The organism is Stappia sp. ICDLI1TA098, from assembly GCF_054880955.1.
Window position 1 is genome coordinate 370519 of record NZ_JBTZBT010000002.1, and the last position, 21003, is coordinate 391521.

The 21003-nt window shown below is 65.7% G+C and carries 19 protein-coding genes; 9 read left to right on the plus strand and 10 right to left on the minus strand.

Going from position 1 to position 21003, the window contains the following annotated elements; all coding sequences use genetic code 11:
• The first annotated feature begins 109 nt into the window (after positions 1-109).
• The 5 genes from ACSLUQ_RS12035 to ACSLUQ_RS12055 all read left to right on the plus strand — a co-directional run bounded on the left by ACSLUQ_RS12035 (position 110) and on the right by ACSLUQ_RS12055 (position 5937).
• Positions 110-1501, plus strand: a complete 1392-nt coding sequence (locus tag ACSLUQ_RS12035; RefSeq protein ID WP_461808667.1) for a glutamine synthetase family protein — start codon at positions 110-112, stop codon at positions 1499-1501.
• 163 nt (positions 1502-1664) lie between these two features.
• On the plus strand, positions 1665-2756 hold the full coding sequence (locus ACSLUQ_RS12040) for a polyamine ABC transporter substrate-binding protein (RefSeq protein WP_417772293.1): 1092 nt from the start codon (positions 1665-1667) through the stop codon (positions 2754-2756).
• A gap of 47 nt (positions 2757-2803) precedes the next feature.
• Positions 2804-3982 (plus strand): ABC transporter ATP-binding protein, encoded by a 1179-nt coding sequence (locus ACSLUQ_RS12045; RefSeq protein ID WP_417772292.1) that lies wholly within the window; start codon positions 2804-2806, stop codon positions 3980-3982.
• A 52-nt stretch (positions 3983-4034) separates the two neighbouring features.
• Entirely contained in the window at positions 4035-5057 is a 1023-nt protein-coding gene (locus ACSLUQ_RS12050; protein WP_461808668.1) for an ABC transporter permease subunit, read from the plus strand.
• Positions 5058-5115: 58 nt separating this feature from the next.
• On the plus strand, positions 5116-5937 hold the full coding sequence (locus ACSLUQ_RS12055) for an ABC transporter permease (protein WP_417772290.1): 822 nt from the start codon (positions 5116-5118) through the stop codon (positions 5935-5937).
• Positions 5938-5951: 14 nt separating this feature from the next.
• Here ACSLUQ_RS12055 and ACSLUQ_RS12060 read toward each other — a convergent pair whose 3' ends face one another.
• Positions 5952-7709, minus strand: coding sequence for an AsmA family protein (locus ACSLUQ_RS12060; RefSeq protein ID WP_461808669.1), 1758 nt, complete (start codon positions 7707-7709; stop codon positions 5952-5954).
• Between the two features lie 254 nt (positions 7710-7963).
• On the opposite strand from ACSLUQ_RS12060, the gene ACSLUQ_RS12065 reads away from it, so the two are divergent.
• The 3 genes from ACSLUQ_RS12065 (at position 7964) to ACSLUQ_RS12075 (ending at position 10851) form a co-directional block, all read left to right on the plus strand.
• Positions 7964-8659: a CoA transferase subunit A gene (locus ACSLUQ_RS12065; RefSeq protein ID WP_417772288.1), complete on the plus strand. Its 696-nt coding sequence runs from the start codon at positions 7964-7966 to the stop codon at positions 8657-8659.
• Between the two features lie 117 nt (positions 8660-8776).
• Entirely contained in the window at positions 8777-9412 is a 636-nt protein-coding gene (locus tag ACSLUQ_RS12070) for a CoA transferase subunit B (RefSeq protein WP_417772287.1), read from the plus strand.
• 188 nt (positions 9413-9600) lie between these two features.
• Positions 9601-10851: a diguanylate cyclase domain-containing protein gene (locus ACSLUQ_RS12075; protein ID WP_461808670.1), complete on the plus strand. Its 1251-nt coding sequence runs from the start codon at positions 9601-9603 to the stop codon at positions 10849-10851.
• Positions 10852-10899: 48 nt separating this feature from the next.
• Here the strand turns inward: ACSLUQ_RS12075 and ACSLUQ_RS12080 are convergent, their stop codons facing one another.
• The 9 genes from ACSLUQ_RS12080 to cysG all read right to left on the minus strand — a co-directional run bounded on the left by ACSLUQ_RS12080 (position 10900) and on the right by cysG (position 19795).
• The gene (locus ACSLUQ_RS12080) at positions 10900-12087 is read right to left on the minus strand and encodes a lytic murein transglycosylase (protein WP_461808671.1); all 1188 of its coding nucleotides are present in this window, start codon (positions 12085-12087) and stop codon (positions 10900-10902) included.
• A 180-nt stretch (positions 12088-12267) separates the two neighbouring features.
• Positions 12268-13272 carry an NADP-dependent oxidoreductase gene (locus ACSLUQ_RS12085; protein ID WP_461808672.1) on the minus strand — a complete coding sequence of 335 codons (1005 nt, stop codon included), beginning with the start codon at positions 13270-13272 and terminating at the stop codon, positions 12268-12270.
• Between the two features lie 32 nt (positions 13273-13304).
• Positions 13305-13913, minus strand: a complete 609-nt coding sequence (locus ACSLUQ_RS12090; protein ID WP_417772284.1) for an NUDIX domain-containing protein — start codon at positions 13911-13913, stop codon at positions 13305-13307.
• A 149-nt stretch (positions 13914-14062) separates the two neighbouring features.
• The gene (locus ACSLUQ_RS12095; protein ID WP_417772283.1) at positions 14063-14875 is read right to left on the minus strand and encodes a ferredoxin--NADP reductase; all 813 of its coding nucleotides are present in this window, start codon (positions 14873-14875) and stop codon (positions 14063-14065) included.
• Positions 14876-14974: 99 nt separating this feature from the next.
• Positions 14975-15505 carry a DUF934 domain-containing protein gene (locus ACSLUQ_RS12100; protein WP_417772282.1) on the minus strand — a complete coding sequence of 177 codons (531 nt, stop codon included), beginning with the start codon at positions 15503-15505 and terminating at the stop codon, positions 14975-14977.
• Positions 15506-15507: 2 nt separating this feature from the next.
• Positions 15508-16254 carry a phosphoadenylyl-sulfate reductase gene (locus ACSLUQ_RS12105; RefSeq protein ID WP_417772281.1) on the minus strand — a complete coding sequence of 249 codons (747 nt, stop codon included), beginning with the start codon at positions 16252-16254 and terminating at the stop codon, positions 15508-15510.
• Positions 16241-17902 carry a nitrite/sulfite reductase gene (locus tag ACSLUQ_RS12110; protein ID WP_461808673.1) on the minus strand — a complete coding sequence of 554 codons (1662 nt, stop codon included), beginning with the start codon at positions 17900-17902 and terminating at the stop codon, positions 16241-16243. Before ACSLUQ_RS12110 ends, ACSLUQ_RS12105 begins: the two co-directional genes overlap by 14 nt.
• A gap of 95 nt (positions 17903-17997) precedes the next feature.
• Positions 17998-18306, minus strand: a complete 309-nt coding sequence (locus ACSLUQ_RS12115) for a DUF2849 domain-containing protein (protein ID WP_461808674.1) — start codon at positions 18304-18306, stop codon at positions 17998-18000.
• 37 nt (positions 18307-18343) lie between these two features.
• Positions 18344-19795 (minus strand): siroheme synthase CysG, encoded by a 1452-nt coding sequence (cysG, locus tag ACSLUQ_RS12120; protein ID WP_461808675.1) that lies wholly within the window; start codon positions 19793-19795, stop codon positions 18344-18346.
• Between the two features lie 477 nt (positions 19796-20272).
• On the opposite strand from cysG, the gene ACSLUQ_RS12125 reads away from it, so the two are divergent.
• The gene (locus ACSLUQ_RS12125) at positions 20273-20986 is read left to right on the plus strand and encodes an HAD family hydrolase (RefSeq protein ID WP_461808676.1); all 714 of its coding nucleotides are present in this window, start codon (positions 20273-20275) and stop codon (positions 20984-20986) included.
• Positions 20987-21003 lie beyond the last annotated feature (17 nt).

Below are 21003 nucleotides of genomic sequence, written 5' to 3' on the forward strand. Positions count from 1 at the left end.
TTCGCTTGACAGTTCTCGCTACAAGTGATCACATTTTTAGATCAACGACAATCCCGGCGCCCCGGACCCTCGACAAGAGCGGCCCTTCGGCGTCGTCACGGAGGTATGAATGCGAGAGACCCAGCGCTCGGCCTGGACCCGCCCGCGAGGCAGCGAGCTTCTGGACGAGGAACTCGCCCGCTTCGAGGCGGAATACCCCGACCTGGACACGGTCGAGGTCATCCTGCCCGACAGCAACGGCGTGCTCAGGGGGAAGTGGCTTCCCGGAAGCGCCCTGCGCAAGGTCTTCGAGGGCGGCGTCGCCCTGCCCTTCTCGCTTTTCGGTCTCGATGTCTGGGGACGCGAGGTCGAGGAAACGGGCATGCACATCGAGACCGGCGACAAGGACGGCGTCTGCTGGCCGGTGCCCGGGACCCTGCGCTCCGTGCCATGGGCCGCCAGGCCGACGGCGCAGGTGCTCCTGTCCATGCATGACCGCGCCGGCATGCCCTTCCTCTGCGATCCGCGCCACGTGCTCCGCCGCATGACCGAGCGGCTGGCCGCCCACGGGCTGACGGCGACCGCCGCCTTCGAACTGGAGTTCTACCTCTTCGAGGACCAGGACGACGCCGACTGGTCGGGCGCCCCGACGCCGGTTTTCTCAACCCACCTCGGACCGGCGCGGCAGAACATGTATGCGCTATCGGACCTCGAGGCGCTGATGCCGCTGGTGGACGAGTTGCGCCGCTCCGCCGATGCCCAGGACATTCCGGCCGACGCAGCCGTGTCGGAGGCCGCGCCCGGCCAGTTCGAGCTGAACCTGCACTACCGGCGCGACCCGCTGCGGGCAGCGGACGACGCGGTGCTGCTGCGCCGCCTCGTCGCCGGCGTCGCCCGCAAGCACAATCTCAAGGCCTCCTTCATGGCCAAGCCGTTCGTGGAATGGCCGGGCAGCGGCATGCACGTCCATGTCTCGCTGGAGGATGGAAACGGCAACATCTTCTCCGACGCGGCCCTGGGAGAGATCCGGCTCGGACACGCGATCAAGGGCCTGCTCGACAGCATGCAGGCGGCGCATCTGCTTTTCGTGTCGACGTTCAACGGCTTCCGGCGGATGCAGCCGGGCTCCTATGCGCCGACATCGATCTGCTGGGGGCACGACAACCGCTCCGTGGCGCTGCGCGTTCCCGCCGGCACGCCCGGCTCGGAGCGCATCGAGCACCGCATCGCCGGAGCCGACGCCAACCCCTATCTGGTGCTGACCGGCGTGCTCTCCGGCATGCTGCAGGGCATCCTCGGCAAGGAGGCCCCGCCGCCGCCGGTCGAAGGCAACGCCTACGAGAAGACCGCGCCGCACCTGACGCCCTGGATGGACGAGGCGATCGACGCCTTCGCCGCCTCCCAGCGGATGAAGGAGGCGGTCGGCGAGGACATGCACAAGGTGCTGGTCGACATCAAGCGTCACGAACTCTTTGCATTCGGGCGCGAGATTTCATCACTGGAACGGCAAACCTACCTCTGAGGCAAAACAGGGACGGGAGAACATCGACCGAGTCGCAACAGCGCTCTTGAGCACCAGGATCATCGCTTCTAGGCTGCTTGCACCATAACAAGGATCCAGACGCTCCGGCCGCGTGGCGACACTGCGGACGGAGTGGCCCACCGCCGAAACGGAGGCAGGACACATGAACAAGTTCCTCATGACGGGCATCGCCCTTGCCGCGCTCGCTGGCGCCACCGCCGCCAGTGCGCAAGAGCGAACGGTGCGCATCTACAACTGGTCCGACTACATCGACGATTCGATCCTCGCCGACTTCACCAAGGAGACCGGGATCAAGGTCGTCTACGACGTGTTCGACAGCAACGAGATGCTGGAGACCAAGCTGCTGGCCGGCGGCACCGGTTACGACGTCGTCGTTCCCACGGGCACCTTCCTCGGTCGCCAGATCCAGGCCGGCGTGTTCCAGAAGCTCGACAAGTCCAAGCTGCCGAACCTGAAGAACATGTGGCCGGAGATCTCCTCGCGCATCGAGAAATTCGACCCGGGCAACGAACACGCGATCAACTACATGTGGGGCACGACCGGCATCGGCTACAATGTCGAGAAGATCAAGGAGCGCATGCCCGACGCGCCGCTCGATAGCTGGGACATGGTCTTCAAGCCCGAGATCATCTCGAAGTTCGCCGACTGCGGCATCCACTTCCTCGACACCGCAGACGAGATTTTCCCCGCTGCGCTCAACTATCTCGGGCTGGATCCGGACAGCGACAATCCCGAGGACTTCGCCAAGGCGGGCGAGCTCCTGATGACGATCCGTCCCTACATCCAGAAGTTCCACTCCTCCGAGTACATCAACGCGCTCGCCAACGGCGACATCTGCATGGCCATCGGCTGGTCGGGCGACATCCTGCAGGCCCGCGACCGCGCGTCGGAGGCCAACAACGGCGTCACTGTTGCCTATTCGATCCCCAAGGAAGGCGCGATGATGTGGTTCGACAACATGGCCATCCCCGCGGATGCGCCGCATGTCGAGGAGGCCCACGCGTTCCTCAACTACATCATGAAGCCGGAAGTCATCGCCAAGGCGACCGACTACGTCTTCTACGCCAATGGCAACAAGGCGAGCCAGGAGTTCATCAGCAAGGAAGTGCTTGACGATCCGGCGATCTACCCGAGCGAGGCGACGATCGACAAGCTCTTCAGCGTCACCACCAAGTCGCCCAAGGCGATGCGGTCGCGCACCCGCGAATGGACCAAGGTCAAGACCGGCAGCTGAGCCGCTCTTCGTTGACAGGGGGAGCCGGCTCACCACCGGTTCCCCGGATGCTTCAGCGGGTACAGGAGGGGGTAAGCTTGGCGAAGAAACCGGTCGGACCAGTTCGCCGCAGCTTTGCGCCATGGGATGATCCCGGCGCGCGGCCGTTTATCGAATTCCGAAACGTGACCAAGACCTTCGGCGATTTCACCGCCGTCGATGACCTCTCCCTCAAGATCTATGAGCGCGAGTTCTTCGCCTTGCTCGGCGGCTCCGGCTGCGGCAAGACCACGATGATGCGCATGCTTGCCGGCTTCGAGACCCCGAACGCGGGCCAGATCCTGCTCGACGGACAGGATCTTTCCGGCGTACCGCCCTATCGGCGGCCGGTGAACATGATGTTCCAGTCCTACGCACTGTTCCCGCACATGAGCGTGGAGGCGAATGTCGCCTTTGGCCTCAAGCAGGAAGGCCTGCCCAAGGCGGACATCGCCAGCCGCGTCGCCGAGATGCTCAAGCTCGTCAAGCTGGAGGCCTTTGCCAAGCGCAAGCCGCACCAGCTTTCAGGCGGCCAGCGGCAGCGCGTGGCGCTCGCCCGCTCGCTCGCCAAGAAGCCGAAGGTGCTGCTCCTCGACGAGCCGCTCGGCGCGCTCGACCGGAAGCTGCGCGAGGACACCCAGTTCGAGCTGATGGACCTGCAGTACGAGCTCGGCATGACCTTCCTGATCGTGACCCACGACCAGGAGGAAGCCATGACGGTGGCCGACCGCATCGCCGTGATGGACCGGGGCAAGATTGTCCAGATCGCCACGCCCTCGGAGATCTACGAGGTTCCGAACTCGCGTTTCGTCGCCGACTTCATCGGCGACATCAACATGATCGAATGCAAGGTGATCGGCCGCGAGGGCGATGCGACGCGGCTGAAATCGATCCTGTTCGGGTGCGAGATCCTCGTCGCCCAGACAGTGGAGGCCACGGCCGGAGACACGGTCTGGTTCGCCATCCGTCCGGAGAAGGTCCGCATTTCCTTCGATGAACCCGAAAGCAAGGTCAACGCGCTGTTCGGCGAAGTCTGGGATATCGCCTACCTCGGCGATGTGTCGATCTTCCACACGCATATTTCCGACGAGGAAACCGTGCGCGCGACGGTGGCGAACCGCAGCCGCGTGGTCGAGCACCCTGTGGGATGGGACGACAAGGTGTGGCTGAGCTGGGACGCGGACGGCGGGATGGTGCTGACACGTTGAGCCCGGGCGGGCGCCTGCCGCGGCCGGCACTGGGACGGAAGGGGAGCCGAGCATGAGCGACAGGCACGACGCGACCGATCCGACGGCGGGCGAGACTTCCGGCGCGGGAGCCGTGCGGGCACAAGACGCGGGCAACGTCGTGCCGGAGGCGGTGGCCGCAAAGGCTGCACGCAAGCGGCGCAGTCTCGGCGACATCGTGCTCATCGCCATTCCCTACGCGTGGCTTCTGCTCTTCTTCCTCGCGCCGTTCTTCATCGTCCTCAAGATCTCCTTTTCCGAGATCGCCGTGGCGATCCCTCCCTATATTCCGACCTTCGACCCGGCCGAGGGCCTTTCCGGTCTGGTCGAGATGTTCCGGGGCTTTTCCTTCGACAACTACATCTGGCTCACGGAAGACGACCTCTACTGGAAGTCCTATCTGTCGAGCGTCTCGATCGCGGCGATCTCGACCCTCATCACGCTTGCCGTCGGCTATCCGCTCGCCTACGGCATGGCGCGCGCGCCCAAGGCCTGGCGGGCAACCCTCTTGATGCTCGTCATCCTGCCCTTCTGGACAAGCTTCCTGATCCGCGTCTACGCCTGGATCGGCATCCTCAAGAACGAGGGCCTGCTCAACCAGCTGCTGCTGTGGCTCGGCGTCATCGACACGCCGCTGACGATGCTCAACACCAATATCGCGGTCTATATCGGCATCGTCTATTCCTACCTGCCGTTCCTGGTTCTTCCGCTCTACGCCAATCTGGAGAAGCTCGACGGGGCGCTGCTGGAAGCGGCCAGCGACCTGGGGTGCCCACCCTGGCGCGCCTTCTGGGCGATCACGGTGCCGCTGTCGCTGCCCGGCGTCATCGCCGGCTGTTTCCTGGTCTTCATCCCCGCGGTCGGAGAGTTCGTCATCCCCGACCTGCTTGGCGGCTCGGAAACGCTGATGATCGGCAAGACGCTGTGGGTGGAGTTCTTCACCAACCGCGACTGGCCGGTCTCGTCCGCCGTCGCCGTCGTGCTCCTGCTCATCCTGGTGGTACCGATCGTGCTCTTCCAGAACCAGCAGCAAAAAGCCGCGGAGAAGGGGCTGTGAGCGCGCGCGACCCGACTTTTCCCGCCGCCCATGACATCCATACGGGAGGACTTGCGTGATGCGTCAGGGACCGAGCTGGTTCAACGTCACGTCGCTGGTGCTGGGGTTCTCCTTCCTCTACCTGCCGATCGTGCTGCTGGTCATCTATTCGTTCAACGATTCCCGCCTCGTCACGGTGTGGGGCGGGTTTTCCACCCGCTGGTACGGCGAACTCCTCAACAACCAGCAGCTTCTCGACGCGGCCTGGGTGACCCTTCGCATCGCCTTCGTGTCGGCAACGCTCGCCACCGTGCTTGGCACGGTCGCCGCTCTGGTGCTGTCACGCTCGGGGCGCTTTGTCGGGCGTTCGCTGTTTTCCGGGATGGTCTATGCGCCGCTCGTCATGCCCGAGGTGATCCTCGGCCTGTCGTTGCTGCTGCTGTTCGTCGCCGTCGACCAGTCGCGCGGCTTCTGGACGATCATGATCGCCCATACGACCTTCGCCATGTGCTACGTCGCCGTGGTGGTGCAATCGCGGCTTTCCGGCTTTGACCGATCCTTGGAGGAGGCCGCGCTCGACCTCGGCTCACCGCCTCTGCCGACTTTCTTTTCCATCACGCTGCCGATCATCCTGCCGGGCGTCATCGCCGGTTGGATGCTTGCCTTCACCCTGTCACTCGACGATCTGGTTATCGCCAGTTTCACGACCGGACCGGAAGCCACGACCCTGCCGATGAAGATCTATTCGCAAGTCCGCCTCGGTGTGACGCCGGAGATCAATGCGGTATGCACCATCCTCGTCGGCGTTGTGACGCTGATCGTGATCGCGGCATCGCTCTACACCCGCCGCCAGGAAACGCTGCGCCAGCAGGACATGCGTCGGGCCGAAGCGCAGGTCTGACGGCAGCGATAGCCTCAGCGCCCCGGGCGCTCGCTCATGTTGGTGAGATCGGGAACGACGAGCGGATGCGCGAGCGTGCCGCGCAGCAGCACCGGCAGGCTTGGCGCATCGCCTGCGGCCTTGCGCGCCCGCAAGCCTCCCCGCAAGGAAAGCGCTCCATTCTCCGGTGCAATGCGCCCGGTGGCCTCCAGCCGGTGGGCCGCCGTCTCGGCTTCCAGGGCCGTCACCTCGATGCGCTCCGGCGCGAACGAAAGGCTCGCCTCGACGCTGGCGAAGCGGCTCGGAGCTTGCGCGTCCGCGGCGTCCGTACGTCCGAGCAGGCCGGCGAAAACGGCTTCCGCCCCTCCGCTTCCAAAGGCGAGATCGCGCGCCGAGAGGCGCGCCTCCCCGCTGCCCCGCGACAGGAGCTCCGACAGGGTCCGTCCGGTCGACTTCCATGCCCCGCGCCCGCCAAGGACGCCTGCGGTCGGGCGCGGCAGGGGATCGGGCCAGGGCAAGGCGGCAACGGGGCGCGGGTCGGCGACCAGGGATACCGAAGCCATGTAGTCGCCAGCTTCACCGCCGGGCTTGAGGCGAGCCGCCAGATCGAACTGGCCGCCGTCGGGTTGCGTCTCGCCCAGGTCGAGCGACAGATCGCCCTCCCGCAACAGAATGGACGCGGCCGACGGCCCCGCGACAAGGGTGCCGGCGGCAAGCCGCCCGGTCGACAGCCGAAGATCGATGTCCATGGCCTGCAGAAGCCCGGCGAGCGGATCGCCCATGCGGGCTTCATCGCGCAGAAGCGCCGACACGTCGTCGACTTCCGCCAGATAGGCCGAGGCATCGAAGGTCTCGAACGCGAGCGTTCCCTCCAGCCGGGGACGCGACCGTCCAAGGTCCAGCGCCAGGCTTCCGTCGCCGACGTTGCCATCAAACTCGATGCGGGCTTGCGGCAGCGACAGCGCGGCAGACGAGATCTCGCCGGTGCCGCGCATCAGCAGCGCACCGAAAGCAGCTTCGCCGGGCATCGCCCAGTCGAAGCGCGCCCCGAGGCCACGCAGGTCGCTGGTCTGGAACTCGATGGTACCGCCGAACCATGTCTTGTTCACACGCCCGATTTCTCCATCGAGGCGAAGGGTGGCGAGTTGCGAGGCTAGCGAGAGCGAGAACGGACTTTTCCCCTCGCCCGCCAGCAGCGATCTGTCGCGCAACGCGACATTGATCTCGACGGCCTGGTCCGCGACACGCAGCGCACCGCGCAGGTTTGCCGAGGTTCCAGAGGCAGACAGGCGCAGCGACAAATCCCGGGCGATCACCTCCTCGCCGACGCCGCGCCGGGCCAGAACGAGGGTCGCGCGGTCGATGCGCAACGGATGGGCGAGAAGACGCGCGACGCTTGCGACAGTGCTTTCCGCCGAACTAACCGCCTCGTCGACGTCGGACGGCAGGCTCGCAACGCTGATACGCGCGTCCTCGAGCGTCGCGGAGGAAATGCGAACCTCTCCAAGAAGCAAGGCCACGATGTCGAGATCGACCATCAACCGTGCATCGCGCACCGCCCAGCCTTCCCGGCTGTTTTCCAGGTTCACCTCGACAAGTCTGATGCCGGGCGCGGGGCGCAGGAAAAATCCGGGCTCGGAGCCGATCTCAACGCGGGCGCCCAGCCAGCGGGACAGCTCGGCCTCGACACGCACGCGGGCGCTCTCGCCGGTGACAAGCGCGGCAAGCAACGCGATTGCGGTGGCAAGGGCGATGACGAGCGCAAGCGCGGCCGTCAGCAGGCGTTTCCTCATTGAATCCCACCCGGGGCGAACGTTGGTCAGGCGACGACGGGAGGTCTGTCCACCACGTTTCGCTTCCCCTGTGTGCGGAATAGGCGCTCTCGCCGCCCCGTTCAAGGCGAAACGCTCCGCCAGGCGATGCATTCGCCGCGAGCGCTTGAGGAAAGCGGGTATCAGCGGTATCACGGGGAACCCGGACGACCGCCCCGGCCGGCATCCCAGCCGGACACGCGGGCATTGGGAGTCGCTCTTGCGAGGAGACACGCATGAATAAGATCTACCCCGACGCGGCCGCCGCGCTTTCGGGATTGACCTTCGACGGCATGACGGTGATGGCCGGTGGGTTCGGCCTTTGCGGCATCCCGGAGAACCTCATCGCAGCCCTGCGCGACAGCGGCGCGAAGGAGCTTACCGCCATTTCGAACAACGCCGGCGTCGACGATTTCGGCCTCGGTCTCCTGCTCCAGACGCGCCAGATCAAGAAGATGATCTCGTCCTACGTCGGCGAGAACGCCACTTTCGAGCGCCAGTATCTCAACGGCGAGCTCGAGCTGGAGTTCAATCCGCAGGGCACGCTCGCCGAACGCGTTCGCGCCGGCGGCGCCGGCATTCCCGGCTTCTACACCAAGACCGGCGTCGGCACGATGATCGCCGAAGGCAAGGAGCACAAGGATTTCAACGGCGAGACCTACATTCTCGAGACCGGCCTCGTCGCCGACATCTCGCTGGTCAAGGCCTGGAAGGCCGACAAGGAAGGCAACCTCGTCTACCGGAAGACCGCGCGCAACTTCAATCCGATGATGGCCACCGCCGGCAAGATGACCGTCGTCGAGGTCGAGGAACTGGTCGAGGTCGGCGAGCTGGATTCCAACAGCATCCATACGCCCGGCATCTACGTCGACCGTATCATCGTCGGCAAGCACGAGAAGCGTATCGAGAAGCGGACGACGCGCGCCGCCTGACTGCGGCCGCCACAGTCATGAGAGCATTCCACGGCCCTCTCGCGAGTGGCCGGATATCCCCGGACGGCGCCCTTGACGGATGCGCCGGAGCGCTCGGGGAAGCAAGGAGACAACACAATGGCCTGGACACGCGATGACATGGCCCGTCGGGCGGCGAAGGAGCTGCAGGACGGCTTCTATGTCAACCTGGGCATCGGTATTCCGACTCTGGTGTCGAACTACATCCCGGATGGTGTCAGCGTTACGCTGCAGTCCGAGAACGGCATGCTGGGCATGGGCCCCTTCCCGACCGACGACGAGGTCGACCCGGACCTGATCAATGCCGGCAAGCAGACCATCACCGAACTGCCCCAGACGAGCTTCTTCTCGTCGGCCGACAGCTTCGCGATGATTCGCGGCGGACACATCGACATGGCCATTCTTGGCGCCATGGAAGTGTCGGAGAAGGGCGATCTCGCCAACTGGATGATCCCGGGCAAGATGGTCAAGGGCATGGGCGGCGCGATGGATCTCGTCGCCGGCGTCAAGCGTGTGGTGGTGATCATGGACCACACGTCGAAGTCGGGCGACTCGAAGCTGCTGCCGGAGTGCACGCTGCCTCTGACCGGCGTCAGCTGCGTGCATAGGATCATCACCAATCTCGGCGTCTTCGACGTGACCAAGGACGGTCTCGAGCTCGTTGAACTCGCCCCCGAGGTGACGGTCGAGGACGTCAAGGCCGCGACGAAGGCAAAGCTCAAGATCGCGGCCTGACGCGTCATTGCCGAGACCAATTGTCGCGCCCCTCGTCCATCCCGAGACGAGGGGCGCGCCTCCGACGTCGCGTCACGAACATGTTCCGCGAGACGCGCTTCAAAGTTTTCTCCACATCCGTATTTCCCGCCAGTTACTCCCCCCATCCCATTTCCCCACATGACTTTTACCGCCATCGGGAGGCTGCCATGACCCAGGTCCTACTTGTCGAAGACGCCGCGTTCTTCGAGCGCGTGATCCGGCGCCAGCTCAACGAGATTCACGGGCTTCAGGTGCTGTCGGCGGCCTCGCTCGCCGAAGCCCGCGAGCTGCTGGCCCGCCCCGACGTCGAACCGGTGGTCGCCCTTGTCGACCTGACGCTGCCGGATGCGCCCGATGGCGAGGTCGTCGACCTTGCGCTGGCGGCCAAGCTGCCGACCATCGTCTTTACCGGCCGGTTCGACGAAAAGCTGCGCCAGATGCTCCTGGGCAAGGGCGTCGTCGACTACATTCTCAAGGACAGCCCCGCCAGCCTCACCTACCTCACCTCGCTGGTGCAGAGGATCTGTGCCAATCACACCATCGACGCGCTCGTGGTCGACGACAGCCGGGTCGATGCGGAGGTGGTCGTGCGCCGCCTCAAGCACTACCGGCTCCGCGTTCATTGCGCGTCCGACACGGCCAGTGCGCTGGCGCAGCTGGACAAGCTGGAGAACCTGCGCCTCGTGGTGCTCGACTATCTGATGCCGAACGTGGACGGCTTCGAGTTGCTCAGGGCGCTGCGCCGGCGCTACGGCATGCAGGAACTCGCCGTTGTCGGTCTTTCCGGCCAAGCGAGCGCGGAGGTGATCGCCCGCTTTCTCAAGTCGGGGGCAAACGACTTCCTGCCCAAGTCCTGCACGCCGGAAGAGTTCATGCTGCGCATCTCGCAGAACCTTGACATGCTCGACCGGCTGAAGAACCTGGATGAGCTGGCCCATCGCGACGCACTGACCGGGCTGTCGAACAGGCGACACCTGTTCTCCGAGGGCAATGCGCTGTTCGAGCGCTGCCGGCGGGCCAACGAGGAGGTTGCCGTCGCCATTCTCGACATGGATACCTTCAAGCTCGTCAACGACCGTCACGGCCACGACCGTGGCGACGCACTGCTCGCGGCCTTCGGACAGATCATGCTCGAGGTCTGCCCGCAGCCCGCCTTCCCCGCCCGCCTCGGCGGCGATGAGTTCTGCGTCATCCTCCCCGGCATGACGCAGCCGCAGCGACAGCGAACCCTCGACAGGCTGAGTGAAGAACTCGCGCAGGTGACATCATCCGGCGCGCTTCGCGATATCGGGCGCGTTACACTCAGCGCAGGCCTTTCCGGCGGGCAGGAGGCCAGCCTCAGCACGGCGTTGACCACCGCCGACAACCGCCTCTACGAGGCCAAGGACAGCGGACGCGACCGCATCGTTCTTTCCTGAGGGACGATGCGGCATTGCAGACGAGCGTGGGACGGGTCTCTCTCCGCCTCAGCGCCCGCCGAGCGCCTCGTAGACCTTGCGTCCCGGCCGGCCCGTCTGCGGCAACCCGTGGCGCGCCTCCGCCTTGCGAATGCCGTCTCGCGTCGCCTCGCCGACCCGCCCGTCCGCCTCGCCAATGTCGTAGCCCGCTCGCAACAGCAGCTTCTGCAACTCGAGCCGTTGCGCCCTCGAAAGGCCGGGGTCATTCGTCGGCCAGGCCTTGTTGAAGGCTCCGCCGCCGCGCAGCCGGTCGGCCAGGTGCGAGATCGCCAGCGCGTAGCTTTCGGCGACATTATAGGAATAGATCACGTCGAAATTCTTGAAGACGAGAAACGCCGGTCCCTTGGTTCCAGCCGGAAGCAACAGCGCGGCGCTTGCCGCGCCGGTCAGTTCGCCGCCGTCGAGATGCCGGATGCCGCGCTTTCCCCAGTCGGAGACGGTCGCCCGACGCTTGCGCCCGGAAGGACCGTGATAGCCTGCCGGAACAGAAACCTCGTAGCCCCAGGGCATCCCCGTGGTCCAACCGCCCTTCTTCAGGTAGTTGGCCGTCGAGGCGAGCGCGTCGGGCACGGAGTTGACCAGATCCCGGCGCTTGTCCCCATCGAAGTCGACGGCAAGACGACGGTAGGTCGAGGGCATGAACTGCGTCTGGCCGAAGGCGCCGGCCCAGGAGCCCTTCAGGTCCTTCAGCCGCACATCTCCACGGTCGACGATCTTGAGCGACTCGATCAGTTCCGAACGGAAATACTTGGCCCGTCGCCCGAAGCAGGCAACGTTGGCGAGCGCATGGGGAACGTGAAAATCGCCGTGGAACTGACCGTAGTCGCTTTCCACGCCCCAGACGGCGGCAACGATATAGCGGTCCACGCCATAGGTCTTCTCGACGAGCGCCAGGGTCTTGGCGTGCTTTTGCATCATCTTCTTGCCGTCGGAGATGCGCTCGGCGTCGACGAGAAAGGCAAGATAGTCCCAGATCGGCGTCTTGTATTCCGGTTGGCTACCTGAAAAGCGCACCGCCTTTTCGTCGTAGTCGACCGAACCGAGCGCAGCCATCACGGTCGCCTCGCTGACGCCGGCCCTGACCGCGTCCTGGCGCAGTCGCGCCAGGCAACTCTCGAAGGAGGCGTTTGCCGGCAGGGCCGCGCCAAGCGTCATGCCGGCGGCGAGCATGAGGCCAATCGCCCTGCGTCCGGCCATCGACAGCCCGGATTTCAGAACAGAAGATTTCGCACGCACCATCATCACCCCCCGCCGCTGGCCGGCGCGCCATCGCACCAGTCACATGAGCTGCACCGCACCCAGGCGATGCCATGATGGCCGTGCCACTTTGGCGCGATGATGGCGCGCCCGGCATGATCGCGACAGGACTTCGCAGGATCAGACCTTCAGGCTGAGTTTGCCGAAGTTGTCGCCGCTGAAGAGCAGGTTCAGCGTCTGCGGGAAAACGTCGAGCCCTCCCTCGCGCACGTCCTCGCGGAACTTCAGCCGCCCCTGCGACACCCATTGCGAGAGATCTGCGAGCGCCACAGGCAATTCATCGGCGAAGTCGAAGACGATGAAGCCCTGCATCTTCAGTCGCGACGTCAGCAGATAGCGCAGGTTTTTCGGGCCGTCGGGCACCGACGTCGCATTGTAGGCCGAGATCAGGCCGCACACCGCGATCCGGCCAAAGGTGTTCATGCGCGGCAGCACCGCATCGAGGATCTCGCCGCCGACGCTCTCGAAATAGACGTCGATGCCGTCCGGGCAGGCCTTGTCCAGATCGGCGGCAAGATCGCCGGCCTTGTAGTCGACAGCCGCGTCGAAGCCATCTTCCTCGATCAGCGCACGGCATTTCCTCTCGCCTCCGGCGATACCGACCGCCCGGGCACCCTTGATGCGGGCAATCTGCCCGACGATCTGCCCGACGGCGCCCGATGCGGCCGAGACAACCACCGTGTCGCCTTCCTTCAGTGCGCCGACACGCAGAAGACCGAAATAGGCGGTCCACCCCGGCATGCCTAGACCGCCGATCCAGCTCTGGAGCGGTGCGATCGAGGTATCGGCGCGCTGCACGTTGCGGCCGTCGCAGATGGCATGGCTCTGCGCACCGAGGAGGCCGGCGACCGCATCGCCTTCCTTGAAGTCCGGATGGCGGGAGGCCTCGACCCGGCCGACGGCGAAGGCGCGCATGACATCGCCAAGGCCAACGGGCGGCACATAGGACTTGCCCTCGTTGACCCAGCCGCGCATGGCCGGATCGAGAGACACATATTCGATGGCCACCCGAAACTCGCCCTCAGCGGGCTCCGGCATCGGCTCGTCGCGGATTTCGAAGATATCCGGAGAGATCAGCCCCGGCGCGGGGCGCTTGGCGAGACGGACAACGCGATTGACGGACATGGCATGGCCTTTCGGATTGGCAGGAAGCAAGATCAGCAAAAAAGCTCCGGCCGACGCAACCGCAATGCCTGAAGCAGCAGAACGGTCTTGGCATCGCTGCCCGCCGGCGTGGCCAGCTCGGCCTCGAGCTTGGCAAGCGGCACCTCGACGATTTCGATCTCCTCGCCCTCGTCGGCGATGCCGCCGCCGTCGGCATGCGTCACATCCGACTGGCCGTAGGGCGCGAGATAGAGCGACAGGCGCTCGGTGATGGCGCCGGGAGAGGTGAAGACGTCGGCAACATGCTCAAGCTCCGAGAGCCGCACGCCGACCTCCTCGAGCGCCTCGCGGCGCGCGGCTCCTGCCGCCTCCTCCCCTGCGTCGATGTGGCCGGCCGGCGCTTCCAGCAGAAAGCCGTCCTGATCACCACGGGCATAGAGCGGCACGCGAAGCTGGCGGGCGAGAAGTGCGACGCGCCGGTCCGGGTCATAGGGCAGCACCGCGACGACATCCGTGCGGTTCTGGAACTCGCGCGATAGGCGCAGGGTGCCGCCATCGGCCCGTTTCTGCTCCACGTCCAGTTCAACATACTCGCCGAAACCCTGGTAAAGGACCCGGCGCGCGACAACGCGCACACGGTCTGACCGGTTCGAAATAGTCATGAAGTCAGGTGCTCCTTGCAGAATGCGCGTCTCGCCCGCGTCCTCAATGGTCAACGACCGTGACAGGGAAAAGGCGAAACGCAAAACGCGGAAAGGCTTGGCCGCCTCCCCGCGTTCGTCTGGTCAGTCGGTGTCCCGAGGCAGGCAGCTCAGCCGACGAAGGCCCGCTCGATGACGAACTCGGCGGGCCGGTTGTTGGCACCCTCGGTCAGGCCGCGCTCCTCGAGCAGGGCCTTTGTGTCCTTGAGCATCGCCATGGACCCGCAGATCATGCCCCGGTCGATCGCCGGATCGAGCGGCGGCACGCCGAGCTTCTCGAACAACTCGCCCGTTTCGATCAGCGTCGTGATGCGCCCCATGTTCTCGTGCTGCTCGCGGGTGGTGGACGTGAAGAGCTTCAGCCGCTCGCCGGCGAACTCGCCGATCAGCGGATCGTCCTTGATCGCCGCGACCATCTCGCGCGAATAGGCGAGATCCGCCACATTGCGGCAGCTATGGGTGACAATCACTTCCTCGAATTTCTCGTAGGTCTCCGGGTCGCGGATCAGGCTCGCGAAGGGCGCGAAGCCGGTGCCGGTGGAGAACATGTAGACGCGCTTGCCCGGCAGCAGCGCATCATTGACCAGCGTGCCCGTCGGCTTCTTCTTCATCAGCACCTTGTCGCCCGGCTTGATCTTCTGCAGATGCTGGGTGAGCGGCCCGTCCTGCACCTTGATGGAGAAGAACTCCAGTTCCTCGTCCCAGGACGGCGAGGCGATGGAATACGCACGGAAAATCGGTTTCTCGCCAACCATCAGACCGATCATCACGAACTCGCCGGAGCGAAACCGAAAGCTTGCCGGTCGCGTGATACGGAACCGGAACAGTTCGTCCGTGTAGTGCTGAACCTCGGTCACGGTCTCGGCAGAGGCTCCGGCGGGAACGGCGTCCGTCAGGTCGCCTGCAAGATTGACCACATTCATGCTTCCATCCTCGATTCCAGGTCGCGCGCGCCTCCTTGCGACGCGCGCGCTCGGGCGGTGCCGGCGGCGGAAATCTACATCTCTCGCGCCGATCCGGCTTCAGTATTGCTGCTCATTCGCCGGGCGGCGCGCCCAGGCGCGCGCGCCCGCGGGCACTTCGTCGGACCCTCCGACCGGTTGCAGATATAGCGGCACCTCGGTGCTGTGACCAGATTGGAGGGCGCGTCTTGTCGGCTCATGAGTGATGGCGAAAGCATCGAAGCCGACACGGCGCATCAGGGGGATCTGGTCGAGAAGCACATCTCCGACGGCCCGGACCTCGCCGGAAAATCCCATCCGTTGGCGCAGGATGCGGGCACTGGAATACCCTCGTCCGTCGGAGAACGCCTTGAAATCAATGGCAACCATCTCAAGCCGCGCCAGATGCGGGGCAAGCCGGTTGATGTCCTCGCCCGCCCTGACGAGCACGGCGAGCCGCACGCCCTCGTCAAGGTCGCCGGCGTCCTCAAGGAGCCGCTCGAGCGTCAGGACGACGGCCCGTGTCGCCACCTCCGAAAGCGCGGTCTCCTCGTCGACGAACGTCCAGTCATCGGCCTCGAAGGCGCCGTTGCGATAAAGCGTCGCAGTCATGGTCAGATCCCCGCTCCCTGCTCGTTTTCCAGGGGAAGTGCGATGTGAATGCCGCATTCGGTCTTCTCGCGGCCGCGCCACCGGCCGGCGCGCGGGTCCTCGCCTTCGGCGACCGGGCTCGTGCAGGGCATGCAGCCGATCGAGGGATAGCCCTTCGCGACGAGGGGATGCGGCGGCAGGTCCTCGGCCGCGATATAGGCCCGCAGGTCCGAAGGATCCCAGTCGGCCAGCGGGTTCACCTTGATCCGCGCACCATCGCTCTCGAACACCGGAATATCGGAGCGCGTGCTTGCCTGAAACCGCTTGCGCCCGGAGATCCAGGCCGAAAAGCCCGAAAGCCCTCGCGCCAGTGGCAGCACCTTGCGGATGTTGCAGCAGGCATCCGTATCGCGCATCCACAGTGCGCCGCCAGGATCGAGCGTGGCGATGTCGTCCTGCGCGGGGCCCAGCGTGCGCACGTCGCTCAGGCCGAAGCGCGCGACCAGCGCATCGCGGTAGCGCAACGTGTCCGGGAAGAGCTTGCGCGTGTCGATGAACAGCACCGGGATCGAGGGATCGACGCGCGAGACGAGATGCAGCAGCACCGCCGATTCCGCCCCGAAGGAAGACACCAGCGCCAGATCGTCGCCAAAGCGCGCCCGCGCCGCGGCGATGATGTCGAGCGCCGAGCCGCCACGGTGGATCCGTGCCAGGCGCGCCGCCTCGAGCGCCGGATCGTCCGGCGCGCGCATGGGTTCAGGCCGTGCCATAAAGCGCCTCCTTGAACGGGGCATCGCCGACGCGCCGGTAGGCGGCGAGCAAATCCTCGTCGTGGTCGCTGCGCAGGTCGATGTAGGTGTCGACGATCTTTTCCACCGCATCGACAACCTCGTCATAGGAGAAGCCGCGACCGACGATCTCGCCGATGGAGGTCTTCTCGTCGGCCGAGCCGCCGAGCGTGATCTGGTAGAATTCCTCACCCTTCTTCTCGACGCCGAGAATGCCGATGTGGCCGACGTGATGATGGCCGCAGGCGTTGATGCAGCCCGAGATCTTGATCTTCAGATCGCCGATCTCGCGTTGCCGACCCGCGGCGGCGAAGCGCTCGGAAATCCGCTCGGCGACCGGGATGGACCGCGCCGTGGCCAGCGCGCAGAAGTCCATTCCCGGGCAGGCGATGATGTCGGTGACGAGCCCGGCATTGGCCTCGCCCAGGTCATGCGCGCGAAGCTCCGCGAAGATCGCCGGAATATCCCGCTTGCGCACATGCGGCAGCACGAGGTTCTGCTCGTGGCTGACACGGATCTCGTCGTGGCCATAGGTCTCGGCCAGGCGGGCGACGACCTCCATCTGCTCCGCCGTCGCATCGCCCGGCGCCTTGCCGATGGGCTTCAGCGAGACGGTCACGCTGGCATAGCCTGGCGCACGGTGCGCATGGACGTTGCGCTCGGCGAAGGCGGCAAGCTGCGGATCCGCGGCCACTGCCCTTTCGAAATCAGCCGCTGCCGCTGCCGCCTCGCTCGCGAAGGTGGGGGGCGCGAAATAGGCAACGATGCGGTCGATCTCCTCCTGAGGCAGCGTCAGGATGCCGTTGCGCGTCTCCGCGAACTCGCGCTCGATGTCCGCTTTCAGCGTCTCCAGCCCGGTTTCGTGGACGAGGATCTTGATGCGGGCCTTGTACTTGTTGTCGCGCCGGCCATAGCGGTTGTAGACGCGCAGGATCGCCTCGCAATAGGCCAGAAGATCCGCTTCGGGAAGGAAGTCGCACACCTTGCGGCCGATCATCGGCGTGCGTCCGAGGCCGCCGCCGACGAAAACGGCGAAGCCCACCGAGCCGTCTTGCGCGCGCACCGCCTGAAGGCCGATGTCATGCACCTGCACCGCGGCGCGGTCATGCGGCGCGCCGGTGACCGCGATCTTGAACTTGCGCGGCAGGAAGGTGAACTCCGGGTGGAGCGAGGACCACTGGCGCAGGATCTCGGCATAGGGGCGCGGATCGACGATCTCGTCGGCGGCGGCGCCGGCGAAATGGTCGGCGGTGACATTGCGGATGCAATTGCCCGAGGTCTGGATGGCGTGCATCTCGACCTCCGCGAGCTCGGCCAGGATCGCCGGAATATCCTTCAGCCGCGGCCAGTTGAACTGGACGTTCTGGCGGGTGGTGAAGTGGCCGTAGCCCCGGTCATAGGTCCGCGCCACATGGGCGAGCCGGCGCATCTGGCGTCCGTTCAGCGTTCCATAGGGAACCGCGACGCGCAGCATGTAGGCATGAAGCTGGAGGTAGACACCGTTCATCAGCCGCAGCGGCTTGAACTGCTCCTCGCTCAGGTCTCCGTCAAGCCGGCGGCGCACCTGGTCGGTGAACTGCTCGACACGCGCCGACACGAACTGGGCGTCGAATTCATCATAGCGGTACATCGTATCGTCTCCGTCTCGCCTGTCGCGGCAGGGGTCGGCGTCGTGGGTCTGGGGTCTGGGGTCTGGGGTCTGGGGTCTGGGGTCGGGTGCCAGGTTCAGGCGACCGAGCTGGTGCGGCGCGCCTGCTTGCCGAGGTCGCGGCGCGATGTCGGGCCGGTGGCGCGGATGCGTTCACGCAAGCGCACGGGCGACAGGCTGCCGTCTTCCTTGCGCGCCAGATCGATGAGATAGGGCTCCACCACCTCGCGCTCCGCGACCGCGCGCGCGGCGAATGCCTCGGCGTCCGCCTCCGCGTCCGTGGTCTCGAGCAGGCGGCAAAGGTCCAGCGTCTCGACCCAGCTCCCGGAGCGCCCGAGCCAGACGACTTCCCCGTCGATCAGGCGATTGGCGGTCAGTGCTTTCATGCTTGGCTATCCTTCCTGGAATGGCTTGCCCGGCGTCTCAGGCGGCAGCGACCTGGCGCACGCGCGCGCCAGGCGCGACATCGATCGGCTGCGCGCTCGAGAGATCCGCGTGGGAAACCACCTCGCCGATGACGATCAGAACCGGCCCGGCGATGTCGTCGCGGGTCTCGAGCCCGGCAAGCTCGCGCAAGGTGCCGGCATGGACGGTCTCTCCATGCCGGGCGGCGTTCTCGACGATGGCGACGGGTGTTTCCCGCGACAGTCCCGCCTCGACAAGACGCCCTGCGACCCGCGCGGCCACGGAGCGCCCCATGTAGACGGCGACGGTCGCCCCCGTGAGCGCCAGTTCGCCCCACGCCGGCAGGGTGTCGCCGTCGCGGTCATGGCCGGTCGCGAAGACAAGGCTGGAGGCGACGCCGCGCAGTGTGAGCGGCAGGCGGATGCTGGCCGCCGCAGCGAGCGCCGCGGTAACGCCGGGCACGACATCATGAGAAATTCCGGCCGCGCGAAGGGCGGCGAGTTCCTCGCCAGCACGGCCGAACACCATCGGATCGCCGGCCTTGAGCCGCACGACACGGCGGCCGGCCGAGGCCTCCCGCACGAGGATGGCATTGATCTCGTCCTGGGCGACCGAATGAGCGCCCTTGCGCTTGCCCACGGAGATGCGCTCCGCGTCGCGCCGGCCCATGGCGACGACGGCGTCGGGCACGAGGGCATCGTGAACGATCACATCCGCTTCCTGCAGCAGGCGTTGCGCCCGCAGGGTCAGCAGATCTTCCGCGCCCGGGCCCGCGCCGACCAGCCAGACGAAACCGGCTTCATCGGCTTCCCCGTTCAGCAGGCGCTGAGCTTGCGCGCGCGCCACACCCGGGCGGCCGGCCTGCAGGTTGGCGGCGACCGCGCCGGAGAAAAAGCGCGCCCAGAACCGGCGCCGCGCCGCGCCGTCCGTCAGCACGCGGGCGACCGTATCGCGAAAGCTCTCGGCCAGACGGGCCAGATCACCGGTTTCCCGCGGCAGAAGCGCCTCGATGCGGGCGCGGATGTGGCGCGCGAGTACCGGACCGACGCCGGTTGAGGTGATGGCGATGGCAACTGGCGCGCGATTGACCAGCGCACCAACATAGAAGTCGCACAGGTCGGGACGGTCGACCGCATTGGCCGGAATGCCCAGGCGGCGCGCGGCGGCAACGACGGCCGTATCCGCATCCTCGTCCCCGCTGGCGGCGAAGACGAGCGCGGCCCCCTCGATCAGGTCAGGGGAAAACGCGCGCGCGACGATCTTCGCGGCGGCTTTTTCCGCCGCGGCGACAAGCGGCTCCTCCGGCGCGCGGGCAATCACCACAAGGCGAGCGCGCGTCTCCGACAGAAGCCGGACCTTCGCGGCCGCCTCGTCGCCTTCGCCGACGACCACGACCCGACGCCCCTCCACCTTGTGGAAGGTCGGGAAAACGGAAAGCTTGCGGTTGTTCGTATCATCAGCGCCAGACATGCCCAGATCTCCGACCTTGCGTGAGCAAGACCAGAGATAAGGCTTTGCCACGTCCAACGCCGGGCATGGCTTTTCAAAGCGACAGGAAAGGAGAGAAAATTCGTTCCGCAAACAGCCGACACCTGCCGCGTGCACGCACCGATGGACCGGCAGGCTTTCCCCCGCCCGGTCTGCGGATATCCCCGTCTGTGGCAATCACAATCGCCGCTCAGGTCAGGCGATTGCAAGGCAGCCGTGTAAAATTCATCCGCCTTCATCCTTCCCGCTCGAGTGTCACGACTGAAGTGCGACATCCGAATGTTGATTTTATTTCATACGTTTCTGGCGCCTCGGCATTTCAGCCAAGCAAGATGAAAGTGAATGAAATCCCTTTCAGGCCTTGGTAGGCTTGCAACCGCTCTAACACCCTTGGTTGATTCCATAGTCTGAATTAACTCGATTCCCGCTCATTTGTCGTTTCCAGCCTGAGTATTTACCGTGGTAAAAGCTGTTTTCTTTGACGTTTTCGGGACAATCGTCGATTGGCGAAAAGGCCTCGGCGAGGGATTTCATCGCGCCTTTGCGCGGCATGGCATGCAGGTCACCTGCGGGCGCCTCGCCGATCTCTGGATGGCCGAATTGAGGGAGGCCTGCGCGTCTCGGCCCGACGTCCCCGACGCTTTCCGCCCGTTCAGGGAGATTGTGGAAGAGACGCTGGAGCGGACGCTGCGCGGCCACGCCGGTGACGTCCCGATTCCGGACAAGGAGAAGGCGGTCCTTCAGCGCGCGCTTGAGCGGCTGCCTGCCTGGCCCGACAGCATCCCGGGCCTGCGGTCGTTGCGGCGCGAATATGTTGTCGCGGCTTGCTGCGATGCCTCGATTGCCTCGACGACCTGGCTCGCCAAGAACGCCGGCCTTCCGTTCGACCTCGTCCTTGGTGCGGATATCGCCGGAGCACGCCTGCCGGACCCGCGCCTCTACACCGCCTCGGCGGCCGCGCTCGGGCTCGCGCCCGGCGAGGTTATGGTCGCCTCTTGCCACAATGGCGATCTGGAAATCGCACGCTCAGCCGGCTTCAAGACCGGGTTCTTCGCGCGCCCGAAGGAGACGGGCGGTCAGGCAAAAGCGGATCTCGCCCCAAGCGAGGCATGGGACGTGGTTGCCTTCGATCTTCTCGATCTTGCCCGGCATCTGGAATCGGCGATTTTCTGAGAGGCGAAGCCCGGGCG